Source organism: Wolbachia pipientis (assembly GCA_023052945.1).
Taxonomy (GTDB): domain Bacteria; phylum Pseudomonadota; class Alphaproteobacteria; order Rickettsiales; family Anaplasmataceae; genus Wolbachia.
Map to the genome: position 1 here is coordinate 164,149 of CP095495.1, position 16,382 is coordinate 180,530.

Annotated in this window: 13 protein-coding genes and 1 pseudogene; 9 read left to right on the forward strand and 5 right to left on the reverse strand. The window is 34.6% G+C overall.

What is annotated here, in order from left to right:
* Nucleotides 1-333: 333 nt before the first annotated feature.
* Nucleotides 334-1,659 carry a dihydroorotase gene (locus tag MWH06_00760; protein UPA55232.1) on the reverse strand — a complete coding sequence of 442 codons (1,326 nt, stop codon included), beginning with the start codon at nucleotides 1,657-1,659 and terminating at the stop codon, nucleotides 334-336.
* A gap of 122 nt (nucleotides 1,660-1,781) precedes the next feature.
* On the reverse strand, nucleotides 1,782-3,023 hold the full coding sequence (locus MWH06_00765) for a hypothetical protein (GenBank protein UPA55233.1): 1,242 nt from the start codon (nucleotides 3,021-3,023) through the stop codon (nucleotides 1,782-1,784).
* 172 nt (nucleotides 3,024-3,195) lie between these two features.
* Between MWH06_00765 and MWH06_00770 the strand changes: the two genes are divergently transcribed.
* Entirely contained in the window at nucleotides 3,196-5,133 is a 1,938-nt protein-coding gene (locus MWH06_00770; protein ID UPA55234.1) for a heme lyase CcmF/NrfE family subunit, read from the forward strand.
* A gap of 771 nt (nucleotides 5,134-5,904) precedes the next feature.
* Nucleotides 5,905-6,783: a protein translocase subunit SecF gene (gene secF, locus MWH06_00775; GenBank protein ID UPA55235.1), complete on the forward strand. Its 879-nt coding sequence runs from the start codon at nucleotides 5,905-5,907 to the stop codon at nucleotides 6,781-6,783.
* Here secF and MWH06_00780 read toward each other — a convergent pair.
* On the reverse strand, nucleotides 6,780-7,295 hold the full coding sequence (locus MWH06_00780) for a TIGR02281 family clan AA aspartic protease (protein ID UPA55236.1): 516 nt from the start codon (nucleotides 7,293-7,295) through the stop codon (nucleotides 6,780-6,782). The two genes, secF and MWH06_00780, sit on opposite strands and share 4 nt — an antisense overlap.
* Nucleotides 7,296-7,429: 134 nt before the next feature.
* Between MWH06_00780 and yidC the strand changes: the two are divergent.
* The 3 genes and pseudogenes from yidC to nusB all read left to right on the forward strand — a co-directional run bounded on the left by yidC (nucleotide 7,430) and on the right by nusB (nucleotide 10,008).
* Nucleotides 7,430-9,120 (forward strand): annotated as a pseudogene (yidC, locus tag MWH06_00785) (membrane protein insertase YidC).
* Nucleotides 9,098-9,526 carry a 6,7-dimethyl-8-ribityllumazine synthase gene (locus MWH06_00790; GenBank protein UPA55237.1) on the forward strand — a complete coding sequence of 143 codons (429 nt, stop codon included), beginning with the start codon at nucleotides 9,098-9,100 and terminating at the stop codon, nucleotides 9,524-9,526. Before yidC ends, MWH06_00790 begins: the two are co-directional and overlap by 23 nt.
* Entirely contained in the window at nucleotides 9,526-10,008 is a 483-nt protein-coding gene (gene nusB / locus MWH06_00795; GenBank protein UPA55238.1) for a transcription antitermination factor NusB, read from the forward strand. Before MWH06_00790 ends, nusB begins: the two co-directional genes overlap by 1 nt.
* Before the next feature lie 218 nt (nucleotides 10,009-10,226).
* Here nusB and dut read toward each other — a convergent pair whose 3' ends face one another.
* Together dut and MWH06_00805 are read right to left on the reverse strand one after the other, a co-directional pair.
* Nucleotides 10,227-10,688, reverse strand: a complete 462-nt coding sequence (gene dut, locus MWH06_00800; protein ID UPA55239.1) for a dUTP diphosphatase — start codon at nucleotides 10,686-10,688, stop codon at nucleotides 10,227-10,229.
* A 142-nt stretch (nucleotides 10,689-10,830) separates the two neighbouring features.
* On the reverse strand, nucleotides 10,831-11,637 hold the full coding sequence (locus MWH06_00805; protein UPA55240.1) for a folate-binding protein: 807 nt from the start codon (nucleotides 11,635-11,637) through the stop codon (nucleotides 10,831-10,833).
* Nucleotides 11,638-11,819: 182 nt separating this feature from the next.
* Here MWH06_00805 and MWH06_00810 point away from each other — a divergent pair, with 182 nt between their 5' ends.
* The 4 genes from MWH06_00810 to MWH06_00825 all read left to right on the forward strand — a co-directional run bounded on the left by MWH06_00810 (nucleotide 11,820) and on the right by MWH06_00825 (nucleotide 16,272).
* Nucleotides 11,820-12,101 carry a co-chaperone GroES gene (locus MWH06_00810; protein ID UPA55711.1) on the forward strand — a complete coding sequence of 94 codons (282 nt, stop codon included), beginning with the start codon at nucleotides 11,820-11,822 and terminating at the stop codon, nucleotides 12,099-12,101.
* A 100-nt stretch (nucleotides 12,102-12,201) separates the two neighbouring features.
* Entirely contained in the window at nucleotides 12,202-13,851 is a 1,650-nt protein-coding gene (gene groL / locus MWH06_00815) for a chaperonin GroEL (GenBank protein UPA55241.1), read from the forward strand.
* 307 nt (nucleotides 13,852-14,158) lie between these two features.
* A complete protein-coding gene (locus tag MWH06_00820; protein ID UPA55242.1) occupies nucleotides 14,159-14,662 on the forward strand; it encodes a hypothetical protein in 504 nt (167 codons plus the stop codon).
* Between the two features lie 275 nt (nucleotides 14,663-14,937).
* Nucleotides 14,938-16,272, forward strand: a complete 1,335-nt coding sequence (locus MWH06_00825; GenBank protein UPA55243.1) for an alanine:cation symporter family protein — start codon at nucleotides 14,938-14,940, stop codon at nucleotides 16,270-16,272.
* Nucleotides 16,273-16,382: the final 110 nt, after the last annotated feature.

Sequence of the window (16,382 nt, forward strand, 5' to 3'; positions counted from 1 at the left end):
CGCGTTTCAGCTTATGTAGGTAAAAACCTAGAAATTTTATAAAGACATACGGTGCACATAGTGCAAAAAATTAAACAATAGTACGCCAAATACAAGCTTTCTTGTCATTTTAATCTGCTGCAGAGACTGCGAAGTTAAATAAAATAGCTTCACTTTCATGATAAGGGGGCTGGTGGAGTTTGTAAAGTAATTTTTTCGTTTCTATTCCCAATAAAAGTTTGTTATATGGTTATGCAAGAAGTCTAGTGGAATCGACTAAGATTTCTTAATTTAAATTTAGGTGCACTTAGCCCATTCTGGCGATAATAAATTGGAATAGATAAGGTATGATAACTAACTTTTCTGTGAGTATATAGTTTTGCCAGACACAACAGTACGTACCACGTGCCCTTTTACTTTGCGCCCATCGAAAGGGGAATTCTTTGATTTACTAGCAAAGTTGTCAGTTTTAATTTCCCATTCATGATTGAGGTCAACTAAAATTAAATCTGCAGCAAGGTTTTTTTGTATACGACCACGTGATACGTGTATTATATCTGCAGGCTTATATGTCAATTTTGCAAGCACATCAAGTAGACTCATTTGCCCACTGTGGTAAAGTTCAAGTGAAAGGGGCAGCATTGTTTCAAGGCCAACAATACCAAATGCAGCATTTTCAAGTGGAAGATCTTTAGAATTACGATCATGCGGAGCGTGATCGGTTGCAATGCAATCAATCACACCTATCTTTAAACCTTCAATCATAGCTAAACGATCTTCTTCAGTGCGAAGCGGCGGGTTCATTTTTGCAATTGCTCCATGTTGTTTTACTATATTTTCAGTCAAAGTGAAGTGATGAGGGGTTACTTCGCACGTAACATTTAATCCCAAATCTTTTGCACGTTTAATAGCATCAAGTGAATCTTTTGAAGAGACATGTAAAATATGGTAGTGCACATTTTCCATATCTTTCATGAGCAGTATATCGCGACTTACTATAACCGATTCTGACGCACTCAAGATTCCCTTTACTCCCAATTCTTCAGAAATTTTACCTTCGTTGATTGCACCACCTGCTGATAAATTTAAATCTTCTGCATGTTGAGCAATAGGAACACCCAGCATACTCGAATAAAGCAGCGCCTGTCTCATAATCATTGGGTTCATAACTGGCATGCCATCATCAGTGAACCCAACCGCACCTGCTTCCTTTAAAAGTGCCATTTCAGTCAACTTTTCTTCCGAAGTGGTGATTTTAGCGTAAAATTCAACGTTTACATGTGAAGTTTCAAGTGCTCTATATTTCAAACATTTAGCCAAAACAACGCTATCAATTGCTGGAACAGTGTTCGGCTGACAAACTACAGTTGTAACGCCTCCCGCAGCTGCAGATTTGCTGCCTGTATATATAGTTTCTTTATGTTCTTGGCCTGGTTCACGAAAATGTACGTGAATGTCAATAAGGCCTGGCATTAGAACAAGCTCTTTACAGTCTATTGTTTCATCGACCCCACTTGTTGAAAATAATGATTCACCAAAGTCAATAATTTTATCCCCTTCAGTCAATAATGAACCTTTTATATCAAGTTTAGTTTCCGGGTCGATAATACGAGCATTAGTATACGCAATTTTATAGCCTTCCTTTTGCCCTGTTTGCAACAAATTCCAAGTTTGAGTCATTATATTTGAGTATCGATTATAAAATAAATCTAAAGTTTTTTTAACAAAACACAACCAAATAAAAACGCAGACTAAAGTTGCGAGAGCTGTCTTGAATTAAAATTGTCCCAAAAATTTGACTCTTATAACCGAGTTACTTCAGTTTTAACGTTAATATGAAAAAATCTTAGCTCTGTTGAAGGATTTTCCAGTTGAATATCTAGCTCATTCCGTATGTTCGATAAACAAATCAAAGCTGAGTCAAAATTTTCATCACACTGCTTCGCTTCATGCATACCATCGATTATTTCCTCTAATTCTTCCACATCATCCATTTCTTGCGGCGCACTTTTTAATATCGCTTTTATTTGGCTTAAGTTTTGACAAATTTTCTCCTGATATCCAGCAATTCTCTCTTGATATATATCAATCATTTTTTGACATGCGTTGCCTCTAAATGGATGTTCTTTTTTCTCTTTTATGTAAGAACTTTGAAAATCTTTACAGTTAAGGATTGCTTCTCTATGTTTTTTTATGTCATTAATTGTGCTGACTATCGACTTATCTATTTTCTTCAAATTTTCTTCCCGTTCTTCTCTTTTAATTATACTTTTGGATTCATTTTTTATCTGGTTCATTTTGTCATACAGGTTTCTGCATCCTTTGTAAGATGCCATTGGTTGTAATATTCCTTCTTCTACACCTTTATTGTAAAAATTCTTCAACTCATCACTTGATAGTATTGTTATAGCATCTTCCCTTTTACCTTGTGATTTAGGATACTTTTTATTCAATAAACTAACATGATTTAACAAGAAATCTCTAACTAGCCCTTCTTTTTTTACTTCGGATAATCTTTTTAGTGTTTCTATATATTTCAGAGTTTCCGCAAAGAGCTGTCCACCAGAGGGAGCAAATCCTTGAAGTGGTTTACTCTGAGCTTTATAAAAATCGGTTTGTAAAAAATCTTCAGCTTGTTTTTTTATTACTGAAAGTTCATTGAAGGCTTTTTCTGGATTGATTTTTCTCAAAATACTAATAGTTTTTCTAATCGCTTTTTCTCTCTTTTTATTATCTTGCTTTTCATTTAATATCAGATGTTCAGTTTTGGTAAAAGCATCACCTTGATCACTCTTTGCAATGTTACAAACGATGTTTTTTACAACTTTTTCAGTTGCTGCACAATCTATTTCTTTTGCAAAGCAGTCAACAAATGATTGCCAAACTTTTTTATTAACAAGCTTACTTGTCTTATTTTCAAAATCTTCTCTACTTTTGAATCCTAAAATAGTATAGAGATTTTTTTCGATTATTGGTTCGGCATGTTGTTTTGCCACTTTACCTTTTATATTAAATGGAAATATACTAATCTTAGTTGTACCCACAATGTTACCTCAATATTAACGCTATCTATAAAAGTATAAAGACTTAATATTTAATTTTTAATTAATACTAGCACAGCTAACTACAGGCTAGCATCAATAGCAAGCATCAATTAACACTTTAACTTCTAACTTGTCATCAGTAATATTGTTTATATAAAAACTATAATTTTTTATGCCTGAACTTGGGAATATATTGCTACTGCTAGCCTGCTTATTGTCTTTGACATATTTGTTTTTACCGCTTAGTTCTTGTCGGTTTATTACCACTGCCATATTTTTTTGTGTATCAACATCAATGGCTATTTTGATCTACTGCCACATTACAAATGATTTCTCACTCGAAAACGTATATTACCACTCACACACAACAAAACCTTTGATCTATAAGATTTGTGGTGTTTGGGGAAATAAAGAAGGGTCTATGTTGCTTTGGACCTTAGTGCTTACCTTTTACCTATTTCTGATGGGTATTTTTACTGATAACGACAGTAAATTAAAAAAAATCTCTCTAATCACTCATGGGCTGATTTGCTTTTGTTTTTTACTGTTCACTTTACTTGAATCAAACCCCTTCACTAAAATGCCAGGCATTGAAACAGATGGATTGGGTTTTAATCCGATATTGCAAGATATAGGTCTTGCTATTCACCCACCAATATTATATTTGGGGTACCTTGGATTTAGCGTTCCTTTTTCGCTCTCTATAGCTGGATTAATTGCAAATACTGAAGGAAATGTTTGGGCTAAAATTGTCAGGCCTTGGGTACTTATTTCTTGGTCGCTGCTCACTTTGGGCATCAGCTTGGGTAGCTGGTGGGCATATCGCGAACTTGGGTGGGGTGGATTTTGGTTTTGGGATCCAGTGGAAAACGTTTCTTTGATGCCGTGGCTAATTGCAGTGGCGCTGACACATTTGTTGCTCGTTGTACGAAATTTCAATACTTTAAGGAATTTCGCTATTTTACTTACGCTTACAACTTTTATATTGAGTGTAACTGGAACATTTCTAGTCCGCTCAGGAATACTCACCTCAGTGCACACGTTTGCAGATGACTCAAGGTATGGACTATATATATTAGCTCTACTTGGTGTAATTACAGTCAGTAGCTTAGTAATATTTGTAGTGTTTACGAGAAAGAATCACACATCTTTCCAGTACTCGACATTGGAATCTGAAAAGAAATCTGCTACTCAAGTGACAGAGGGTAGAAGATTCTTTTCACGCCTTACGATGATGCTGATGAACAATTTATTATTCATCACTGCCTTTTTCATCGTGTTCGTTGGCACTTTATACCCTACAGTGCTTGAGTATTTAACCGGTGAATTAATTTCAGTTGGAGCACCATATTACAATTCTTTACTTAATCCTATTGCACTCACTATTCTAGTGCTCACCATAATCGGGCAATACTGCCGTTGGCAGGGAAATAGTCTATTGCCAATATTCCACGAATATAGATTTTCATTCTGCAGTGCTGCAGCTATTTTGCCGTTTATCTTTCACATGGAGCTAATAATTGTGCTATCAATTACTATCTCCATAGCATTATTAATCTTTGTTTTAGAAGCATACAGTAAAAGAATTCGTTTATTTAAGAGCGAATCAATTTTATTAGCAAGAAGAGTTTCTAAATCCTACTATGCAATGATGCTTGCTCATGCTGGAGTGGCAATTCTAGTGCTTGGTATAGCTTATTCAGTTGGTTGGCAGGAGAAAAAAGAAAATTACTTAAAAATAGGGGATAGCATAACAGTCAATAAATTTAAAGTTACTTTGCAAAATATTGAGCTAATAAAAGAAAAAAATTTCCATGCAGTGAGAGGTACAATGGATATCAGGAATTTGCTGAATAACAAGATATTGGGTGAAGTAACTCCTGAATATAGATTTTACCTTGCGGAAGGTCAGAAAAATGTTGAAAGCAGTATCTACCACAATTTGCTTTCTGATATTTATGTTGTAATTGGAGAGATTGATAAGAGTAAGAGCAAAATTGCAGCTAAAGTGCACTATAAACCTGGAATGTCTATAATCTGGCTTGGATCCTTTCTCATCGCTTTTGGTTCGCTCCTTGCCGCTTTTCCTTTATTGAGAAGATTTTCATAGGACTCCTTTATACTATAACGAAAAAGCTGCTTGACACATTTCACCAGCCCCCTTATCATAAAACTGAAGCTAATTATTTATCTTCGCAATCTCTGCAGTGGATTAATGACAAAAAAACTTAATGTATTTGGCGTAAATCATGCTTAATTTTTCGCACTATGTGCACCTCATGTCTTTATAAAACTTTTAGGTTTCTACCTATACAAGCCGAAACGCGCTTATAAAGCATTTAAGACAGCAAAAGACGTCAAATAGACAAGGGAGAATTTGAATACTAGCTACCCTAGGGTTTCTTTGCCTTTTTTTTCACTTAGTAAATTTCTTAATGTTTATAATTTAGGTTAGTCGCATTTAAAAGCGGCTGAATCGCGGTTATTAAGCGTTTAGAATAAAAAAAACGCCAATATTTTGAAGTACATATAAATAACTAGTTAACCATGGGGCTTCTTTTGCCTTTTTTTTCGTTTGGTAAATTTCTTAATGTTTATAGCTAAAGTAACTTAGGTTCACCGACAATCGTCATCCCGCTACTTGTTAGCGGGATCTCTTGTTAGCGGCTGAGATACCGCGGCGGTATGACGTAGAATTTTACACTCACCAATTCAGTGCACAATCAATTTTTCTGGATCCCAGTGTCGAGCACTGGGATGACACCATTATAGAACGAACCAGTGTCAGCTACTCGGATGACAGAGAAGTTCAACCACAGAATAAACTAGTGAATTTTTTAAAAAGCATATAAAATTCAAGTGATTATTTTTAGTAAATAGCATGGCACTTAGACTCATTCCAGATAACCTCAATATCAAGTTTAGTAAATATAGGGATTTGACTGCATTAATTAGCATTATTTTTATCATCTTTTCAATGCTCATTGTTGTGTTACGTGGAGTGAACTTAGGCATAGACTTTGCAGGCGGAATTTTGATAGAGATAAAATCTTCAGATAAGAATCACTCTATTCTCGATGCATTAAAAGAAAATGGTTTTACAGTGCAGAGTTCAAAAGCGGGTGATAATTTAGTCATGCGTTTTAAAGATGAAGGAGATGAAGATAAAATCAAAAAGATAAAAAGCATACTAGAAGAAAAGCTGGGGAGCTCAATAAGCTATCGTAAAATAGACTATGTTGGCCCACAAATAAGCTCAACACAAATATTTGAAGGAATGTTATCCATGTTGATCGCGATTGTTGGAATATTTTTTTACGTTTGGTTTAGATTTAATTGGCAATGTGGATTCAGTGGAATAACAGCACTAATTCATGACGTGATTTTAACTGTTGGTTTTATTAGCCTAACTGGCATTGAGTTTAATATTTCATCAGTTGCAGCTCTTCTCACTGTCATTGGTTATTCAATCAATAACTCAGTAATTATATACGATCGGATTCGAGAGTATTGCAAAAGTGGTAAAAGTGGGCGGATGAGTGAGATAGTAGATGCAAGTATCAACTCTACATTATTTCGCACTATATTAACCTCAGGTACAACCCTTCTTGCTGCTCTTCCTTTGGCATTAATCTGCACAGATGCAGTGAAAGACTTCAGCTTGATCATTTTTTTTGGTATTTTGATTGGCACTTGTTCTGCAATATTTATTTCTGCTCCTATATTGACCTACAGAGTTCTAGATCATAGGAATATTTAGTCGCGGTATAATATCAACTTATTATCTCTTATAGTGAAATGAAAATATCTTAAAAAGCTCATTCCAAGTAGTGAATGAGACATAGAATGAGTGTTAACGCTCGCCTGTACATCATTAACTAAAAAATTCCCTATTTTAACCTGAGGGATGTGAACAACACCAGCTTTTATTTGACCTTTCGCAGTTTCATATATTTTAAAATCCTGAACGTTTTGTAAATTAATACCAACATGTAATGCGTCCTTTTGTGATAGAACAATATCGGTTGCTCCGGTATCAAGCAAAAACGTTATATTGTGATCATTGACCTGAGCCTGAATATAAAAGTGTCCATCGTATGATTTCGTAAATTCGATACTTCCACTATTCTGACCACTATTTTGAATTCTCCCTTTATATGGTAAAAAAGTACTGAGAAATCTGTCGCTTAGTTTGTCCCTTTGTGAATCAATAAGCATTGAAGTGGCGGCTATTATTAGTAACCAAATAACTAGATTTTTTACCGCGTTCATATTATTAAAATTCGAAGCTATTAAAATAAATTTTAAAGGTCAGCGTTAAAAGTTATTATTAAAAATAAGTAAATTTCATTGTTTTAGTACAATATTTAGTATACACTTTAAGAAGATATGTTTGATTTAATTTCATGTCAGAAGCAAAAAGTTTAATTTTAGCAGCTATCCTTTCCATGTTGATCATGGTATCTTGGCGTATTATTTATGATAATTTTTTTAGTGCAAACCAAAATCAGCCATTGATTGAACATATCGAATCTTTTAACGACCTTGCTCCTATAATACACCAAAATCGTTCTGAAATTATTAATTCTACTCGAGAACAGAGGGTTAGTTTAACCAATAACATGATTAAAGGATCAATTTCTCTGAAAGGTGCAAGGTTTGATGACTTAATTTTAACTAATTACCACTTAGAACCGAGTTCTTCTTCTCCACAAGTGGTGTTACTGTCACCCGCAGAATCAAAAGATATATATTTCGCAGAATTTGGGTGGCTCGATCCGAATGAAAAGATTAAAGTTCCAGATTCTAAAACAGTCTGGCAAGCAGATAAACTCAATCAAAAAGAGGTCCATTTATTTTGGGATAATGAAAATGGCATTGTGTTTAAAATGAAAATTAGCCTTGACAATAACTACATGTTTAAGGTTGAGCAAATTGTTGAAAATAACACAAAAGATAAAGTAGTTTTAGTTCCTTATGGCAAAATTAACCGTAAACGTGATAATATTAACGAATCTTATTGGATATCACATGAGGGAGTACTGGGTGCATTTGATAATAAACTAGAGGAGTGGACATATAAGGATATTTCCAAAAAACATTTAATAAAAGCAAGCACGAGTGAAAAAAATTGGTTTGGTTTTGCTGATAAATACTGGCTTACAGCCATCATACCTGAGAAATCCGATAAAATAAATGTAAGCATTAAACACACGAACGTTAATAATACTGATAAATTCCAAGTAGATTTTGTCAAACCTTACAAGAGCATACTTCCTGGCGCAAGTGTTTCTAATGTGAATTATTTTTTTGCTGGAGCAAAAAAGTTGAATTTACTGGATTCTTATAAGGATACTCTCAATATACCTTTATTTGATAAAGCTGTAGATTTTGGTGTTCTTTATTTTATAACCAAGCCAGTGTTTTTACTGCTTGAATATTTTAACTTCGTTTTAAAAAATTTTGGCTTAGCAATATTATTGTTGACTTTAGTAATCAAACTTTTGATGCTTCCCTTATCTAATAGATCATATATTTCGATGTTCAAGGTGAAAAGCCTGCAGCCTGAATTAACTCGTATAAAAGAGTTGTATAAAAATGACAGCTTAAAGCAGCATAAAGAGACAATTGCGTTGTTCAAGAGAAACAATGTAAACCCAATGTCGAGCATTTTTCCCATGCTAATACAAATACCGGTATTTTTTGCTCTATATAAAGTATTATTTGTTACTATAGAGATGAGGCATGCTCCTTTTTTTTATGGATTAAGGATCTTTCAGCTCCTGACCCAACGAACATCTTTACATTATTTGGGTTGTTTAATTATAACTTTCCTATTTCTATAGGCATTTTACCTATAATTTTCGGTGCCACCATGATAATTCAGCAGAAGCTAAGTGAGAAAAGTAAAGATGATATTCAAGTAAATGTTATGAAGTTTTTACCTTACATTTCTGTCTTTATTTTTTCTTCTTTTCCTGCCGGCTTGGTAACATATTGGATATTTAGTAATATTATAACTCTAATTCAACAATCATTAATAAAGTTGCTTTTAACAAGAAAAGTGGGGATGAATGTCGAAAATACTAATAGTTAATTCAATTTACCACACTGAAATAGCGAACCTTTTGCTTGAAGGTGCAATCGATAGATTAAAAGAAAGTCATGCAAGCTATGACATAATTGAAGTTCCTGGTGCATTTGAGATACCAGCTACAATTCTCTTTGCAGTAAAAAGCAAGAATGCTAATTATGACGGTTATTTAGCTCTTGGGTGCGTGATTCGCGGTGAAACCGATCACTATCAATATGTTTGTAAAGGAGTAATCGAAGGTTTAAATGAAGTCATTATGCATTATGCAATGCCCCTTGGTATGGGCGTAATTACCGCTGACAGCAAAGATAAAGCACTAGTTAGAGCTGACAAAAACAAAAAGAACGTTGGTGGCCATGCAGCCTCAACTGTTTTGGGTATGATAGATTTACACAATAAATTAAAATAATGGAGGAAAAACCAGTAGATAAAAAGTGGCGCATAAAAAGAAGTACGGCAAGATTTCTTGCTGTACAAATTGCTTATTCAAATATTTTCGTAGGTTACAACAAAAGCACTTTTAAATTGGAAAATTGTGAGCTTAAGGACTACATAAATAAGTTGAAAGATATATTTGAATGTGAAGAATTTGAACATCAGTTCTTAGAAAACTTGTTATATAAGGTTATAAAAAGCAGTGAAGAATATGATAAAATAATAGAGTCTTATTTACATCCAAGCTGGTCCCTCTCACGGTTAAATCTTATAAGCTTATCTATTTTGCGTGTTGCAATATGTGAGTTAGCTAATTGTGATACGCCAGTTCCAGTTGTCATTAATGAATATACTAACATTGCATCTGATTTACTTGATAAACCAAGCGAAATTGGTTTTATTAATGGGTTATTGGATAAGGCAAAAGATGCAGTTAAATTAAATAAAAATCCTTAGCAATTATAGCCAGCAAACACAGGGTGTCATCCGAGTAGCTGACACATAGCTGTATGAACATTGTAATTTGTGTGGCAGGTAGTGTCATTCCAGTCTGGAATCCAGCCTTTTCATAATCATCAAAACGTTGTATTTTAACATAAAACGGCTGCTTTTATGCTTACCAACTTAGCTGGATCCCAGACTGGGCTGACACCATAGTCAAGCTTTTTCGCAAATTACCTACCACTTGAGCCAAAGCCCCCTACATTGCGGCCGGTTTCTTCTGTGCAGAATTCTTCTCTGTCATCCCAAATTACTTGAGACACAGGGGAAATAAGGATTTGTGCGATTCTATCTCCTCTTTTTATTTCGTATAGCTGATTACTTAGATTAATTAGGCAAATCTTCACCTCACCTCGATAATCAGAGTCTATAGTGCCCGGAGAATTTAAGACAGTGATTCCATGTTTTGCAGCAAGACCAGAACGTGGGCGAATTTGCCCCTCAAAACCGTTTGGTATTGCAATCACAATTCCAGTTGGAACAAGTAATCTCTCAAGTGGATTTAAAACAGCAGAGTCATTCAATGCAGCATAAAGATCCATACCAGCACTCTGCGTAGTTGCATAACATGGAAGAGACAAGTCTTCTCCGTGTGATAATCTTTTTATTTCTACTTTAATTTTACTTCTTTGCACTCCAATTCACCAGCTTATGAAGACTCAATTATAGCATGTAAATTGTATCTGCAAAAGTGATAAATGTTACATCGTAAATGATGTCATTCTAGTGCGTGACGCTAGGCCATAAAATAAGTTTTTCGTTTCTATATGCACTACCTTAAGACTTCAACGTCTTAACGCACTTAACCCCATCGACATATAAATTTGCATGACTTTTTTGAGTATTAAGCAATGCAAGTCCAATGTTGTCTACACTAGAGCGCAGTTCCCCTATTTCCTCATTATTTTCATTTGTCACTTTAGTGCCAATATCTGGAAGTACGTTATCCCCCTCAACAAGATAAAGTTTTCTTCTGAATGTTTCTTGTCTGCTCATTCGATTTACGACTTCCTGACCTACGTAACACCCCTTATTAAAGCTTATACCGTTTGCCCTATCGATTAAATATTGCAATGGAAACGATGAATTTTGTACCATATCTTTTGCTCCATCTGGGACAAGGTTTTTAATTCTAACTTTTTCATACTGAATAAAATCTCCAACCGGTTCTTTTATTTCATCTTTATGTATGATCCTCATTCCTAGCAGCTTGTGCCTTGGATCTTGAAAAATAACTTGTGACTTACTACTACACTCCGCCAACTTAGTATCAAACAAAACTCCAACCTTATATAGTGCACTAATGTCTTTAATTTTCACTCTCAAATAAGTTTTAAGTAAATCTAGTTTCTCGATTATTTGCTGTAAGTGCACATTTTCGCACTCTAAGAAAATATATCTACCATATTCAATAAGAAAAAAATCATATAGGTATTTTCCCTGAGGGCTAAGCAATAAAGAGTAAATAGCTTTTTGGCTATCCAACTTATTAATATCATTGGTTATAATACCCTGCAGAAAATCTCTAGTGTCAGGCCCATATAGCACTATCACACCACGACTTAAGAATGGTATATAACTCATGAAATCTCTATAAATAAATCTAAATTTTATTATATAACATTAGGCTCTTTTAGAAACTGCTTTTGGCGTGCATATTTTATATGGTGTGCATATTTTACAAGCTCCAGCCCTTGAAATCTAACTTACGAGTATATATATAAAATTATAGGTTAATTTGTTGAGAGGAAAAGCAAATGTCAAGTATAAGTTTAAATGTATTGGATGATAGCGTGCTGATCAAGCCTGTTAGCGAGGAAAAGCAAGGTGGAATTATGCTTCCATCAAGTGCTGAAAAGAAACCTACTAAAGGTGAAATTGTAGCAACTGGTGAAGGTTCACGCAACTCAAATGGCGAACGCGTAGCTTTAACTGTGAAAGCTGGTGATAAAGTGTTCTATCGTCAATGGGCTGGTACAGAAATAGAACATAATGATGAAAAGCTTATCGTGATGAAAGAGTCCGATATACTTGCTGTCATTAAATAGCAGTCTTTATTTTACTAAACTGAAACAAAGCGCAACATGGCGCATTGTGAATGGTTTTATTATAGTTTTCTAAATTTTTTATTAACAAGAGGTGATAAAAATGACTAATGTAGTAGTATCAGGTGAGCAGTTGCAAGAAGCCTTTCGTGAAGTCGCAGCAATAGTAGACTCAACGGTGGCAATAACTGCGGGACCTAGGGGAAAAACAGTAGGGATTAATAAGCCCTATGGTGCACCGGAAATCACAAAAGACGGTTATAAGGTAATGAAGGGTATCAAGCCTGAAAAACCACTAAATGCTGCAATAGCAAGCATCTTTGCCCAAAGTTGTTCTCAATGTAACGACAAAGTTGGTGATGGTACAACAACGTGCTCAATACTAACTAGCAATATGATAATGGAAGCTTCAAAGTCAATTGCTGCTGGAAACGATCGTGTTGGTATTAAAAACGGAATACAGAAGGCAAAAGATGTAATATTAAAGGAAATTACGTCAATGTCTCGTACAATTTCTCTAGAGAAAATGGATGAAGTAGCGCAAGTTGCGATAATCTCTGCAAATGGTGATAAGGATATAGGTAACAGTATCGCTGATTCCGTGAAAAAAGTTGGAAAAGAGGGTGTAATCACTGTTGAAGAAAGTAAAGGTTCAAAAGAGTTAGAAGTTGAGCTGACTACTGGCATGCAATTTGATCGCGGTTATCTCTCTCCGTATTTTATTACAAATAATGAAAAAATGATCGTGGAGCTTGATAATCCTTATCTATTAATTACAGAGAAAAAATTAAATATTATTCAACCTTTACTTCCTATTCTTGAAGCTGTTGTTAAATCTGGTAAACCTTTGGTTATTATTGCAGAGGATATCGAAGGTGAAGCATTAAGCACTTTAGTTATCAATAAATTGCGTGGTGGTTTAAAAGTTGCTGCAGTAAAAGCTCCAGGTTTTGGTGACAGAAGAAAGGAGATGCTCGAAGACATAGCAACTTTGACTGGTGCTAAGTACGTCATAAAAGATGAACTTGGAATCAAGATGGAAGATCTGACACTTGATGATCTTGGTACTGCTAAAAATGTTAAAATTACTAAAGATAATACCACAGTTGTCAGCGAAAATAGCGATTCTGACAGTGTGAAAGCTAGAATCGAGCAGATCAAATCTCAAATTGAAACTTCAACCTCTGATTATGATAAAGAAAAGCTAAGGGAACGTTTAGCGAAATTATCAGGTGGCGTTGCTGTGCTAAAAGTTGGTGGAGCAACTGAAGTGGAAGTTAAAGAACGTAGAGATAGAGTTGAAGATGCGCTGCATGCAACAAGAGCTGCAATTGAAGAAGGCATAGTTCCAGGTGGTGGAGTTGCGCTTCTTTATGCTTCATCTGTTCTCAACAAATTAAAAGGTGCAAGTGACGAAGAGCAAATAGGCATAAACATTATCAAGAAAGTTCTCAGTGCTCCAATTAGAAGGTTAGTTAAAAATGCTGGTCTTGAATCTGCTGTTATCATTGACTATTTGATTAAGCAGAATGATAAAGAGCTTATATACAATGTTGAGGCTATGAATTACGCTAATGCATTTACAGCTGGTGTGATTGATCCAGCAAAAGTGGTGCGTATTGCTTTTGAAACAGCAATATCTGTTGCGAGTGTGCTGATTACTACTGAATCTATGATAGTTGATGTACCAAGCAAAGAAAATGCTTCATCTCCTATGGGTACAGGAGAAATGGGTGGCATGGGTGGATTCTAAATAGAGTGAAACCGTGGAGCAATTGCTCCACGGCACCTATGTCTCTTTAATTCTTAAAGATCATATTTTACTGTGTGTTAAAGGTGATACGTGTAGTGGCTTTGTATAGAAAGACACTACTGTTTGTATCCTTTTTGCTTCTTTATACTGCAATTGTCTAATAACAAAAAGGTAGTATAAGAAAGTTATAACCCCTGGTATATTTATACTAGCATAATGCTATATTAATAAACAATCTATATAATGCTATTAAATATAATAATTAAAATCTGAATCATCTTCTCTATAAAAGGAGAAATTTGCCTTAATGAAAATACATATATATTTAATATTGTTTTTATTTTTTTCTTGCACCCAACTATATGCTGACGAGGAAATTGCAAAATTTGATTTACTTATTGGCGAGATAAATGAAGCAAACCTCACTCTTAAAGGTGCAATAAAGGTTACAGTAGAACCAGGCTGGCACATATATTATAAAGATCCTGGAGATTTCGGTCTTCCCACTTCTTTTGATTGTAAGGGTAACACATTAAACATAGATATTTACTGGCCTACTCCAAAGGAACATAGAGATAAAGTAGGAAGAGAGGTATTTATCAGTAACGTGTATGAGGATATGGTATTATTTCCCTTTAAGATGAATATATTTTTAAATCAAGAGTACATTGACCTTGATTTTTATATACAATATGCGATATGTAAAGATAGGTGTATCCCTAAAAATGCTGAGATAAAAATCAGGCAACCACTAAAGGATTTTATAGATTCTGATATCAATAAACTTATAAATGAGTGGTATGAAAAATAGGGTTCTCATGGGGTAGGTGTCATTCCAGTGCGTGACACTGGAATCTCATTTATTTTTTTGTTCACTATGTGAGGAACTTGGGCCTACAAGTATATAAACATAATGGTTTCGCATAAAAAATTTAGATCCCAGTGTCACGCACTGGGATGACAAGAAAGGAGCGCTAGGATGACAGAAAGTGGTGCTAGGATGACAGGAACGAAGTCATACATAGAAAATAGGTTAGGTATTTTCAATTTTTGTTGTATACTCAAATAAAAATCTCACTTTTACAGATGGATACAGTAAAGTTTGTTTTATTACTGCCAACAATATTACTCATGCTAGTTGCTGGTATTTACCTATCGGTTAAACTAAAATGGTTACAGATATTTAGATTACCATACGCCCTTTCACTCATTGGAGCTAAAAAAGGAGAAAATAAATTTTCTTCTATAGCCGCCCTGTTTACAATCTTAGGGGGAAATTTAGGAGTAGGAAACATTTCAGGAACTGCTGTTGCTCTAAAAACCGGGGGACCAGGCTCTATTTTATGGATGGCAATAATTATTGTTATCACTTCTGTGATAAAATACGTTACTTGTTATCTAAGTATAAAAACCAGAAAGGAAAAGAACGGACGGTTTATAGGTGGCCCTGTAGCCTACATGGCTGATGCATTTAACTCTAGAAAAGCTACAATTGTGTTTCTGGTTGTTATGATGATGGTTTCAATAACAGTTGGTAACCTTGTTCAGGTAAATTCTCTATCAATACCACTTAACATAATAGATGTGCCTGTAGTCATTGGTGGCATTACGATGGCCATAATATTTTTTGTTGTTGCAGTTCTCAGCTTAAAAAAAATTAAAATTTTTATATCGGCTATGATACCGATAATGACGGTAAGTTACCTCATACTTTGTGGTATCATATTATTTAAGTTTAGTGAAAATATCCTTCCTTCTCTAAAACTAATAACAAGCAGTTTTTTTACAACTAGTAGCTTTAACTCTGGTTTATCTCTAGGTTTGATTTTAGAAATATTGACTATTATTCAAGTCGGAACTTTGCGAGGTATTTTTGCAACAGATATAGGGCTTGGCCTCGAAGGAATTGTACATTCTTCAATTGTTCCTAAGAAAAATAATAATAAATTTATTATTGAGCAGAGTCTAATTACAATAATATCGCCTTTTATAGTCGCATTCGTAGTGTTTATTACAACAATGGTACTGCTTGTCACAGATTCTTGGGTCACTGATTTAGAGAGTACTAACATGTGCATATTTGCTTTTAGAAAAGCTATGAATTGGCCCTATATTGACTATTTAATTATGGCCATAATGTTTTGTTTTGCCTTTACTACTATTTTTACTTGGTTTTTTTGCTCAAAACAAACAATACGCTATGTGTCTATGGATAATAAATACACTAAAATCTGGATTGTAATTTTTACCATAATCATTCCGCTTGGTGCGATAGGTAAAGTTCAATTGCTATGGGATATCGCTGATATTTCGATCGCTATTTTGTTGTTTATCAACATACTCGCTATACTCAAGCTAACTTCTCAAGATCCAGAAGTGTTTACTGTGAGTAGCAGATATTTAAAATTAGGCGCCAGCTAAAAGTTGCCATCTGAGTAACAACACAACCTCCTTAATAAAAATTCAACCAATGCCTGTGATAATCGTATTAGCTAGTATTAGCTAGGCAGAGGGTTATTAGTGAGGGGTAT

Coding starts and splice junctions, on each gene's coding strand:
- MWH06_00760 (UPA55232.1), bottom strand. CDS start 1,659: ATGACTCAAACTTGGAATTTGTTGCAAACAGGGCAAAAGGAAGGCTAT.
- MWH06_00770 (UPA55234.1), top strand. CDS start 3,196: ATGCCTGAACTTGGGAATATATTGCTACTGCTAGCCTGCTTATTGTCT.
- secF (UPA55235.1), top strand. CDS start 5,905: ATGGCACTTAGACTCATTCCAGATAACCTCAATATCAAGTTTAGTAAA.
- MWH06_00780 (UPA55236.1), bottom strand. CDS start 7,295: ATGAACGCGGTAAAAAATCTAGTTATTTGGTTACTAATAATAGCCGCC.
- MWH06_00790 (UPA55237.1), top strand. CDS start 9,098: ATGTCGAAAATACTAATAGTTAATTCAATTTACCACACTGAAATAGCG.
- nusB (UPA55238.1), top strand. CDS start 9,526: ATGGAGGAAAAACCAGTAGATAAAAAGTGGCGCATAAAAAGAAGTACG.
- MWH06_00805 (UPA55240.1), bottom strand. CDS start 11,637: ATGAGTTATATACCATTCTTAAGTCGTGGTGTGATAGTGCTATATGGG.
- groL (UPA55241.1), top strand. CDS start 12,202: ATGACTAATGTAGTAGTATCAGGTGAGCAGTTGCAAGAAGCCTTTCGT.
- MWH06_00820 (UPA55242.1), top strand. CDS start 14,159: ATGAAAATACATATATATTTAATATTGTTTTTATTTTTTTCTTGCACC.
- MWH06_00825 (UPA55243.1), top strand. CDS start 14,938: ATGGATACAGTAAAGTTTGTTTTATTACTGCCAACAATATTACTCATG.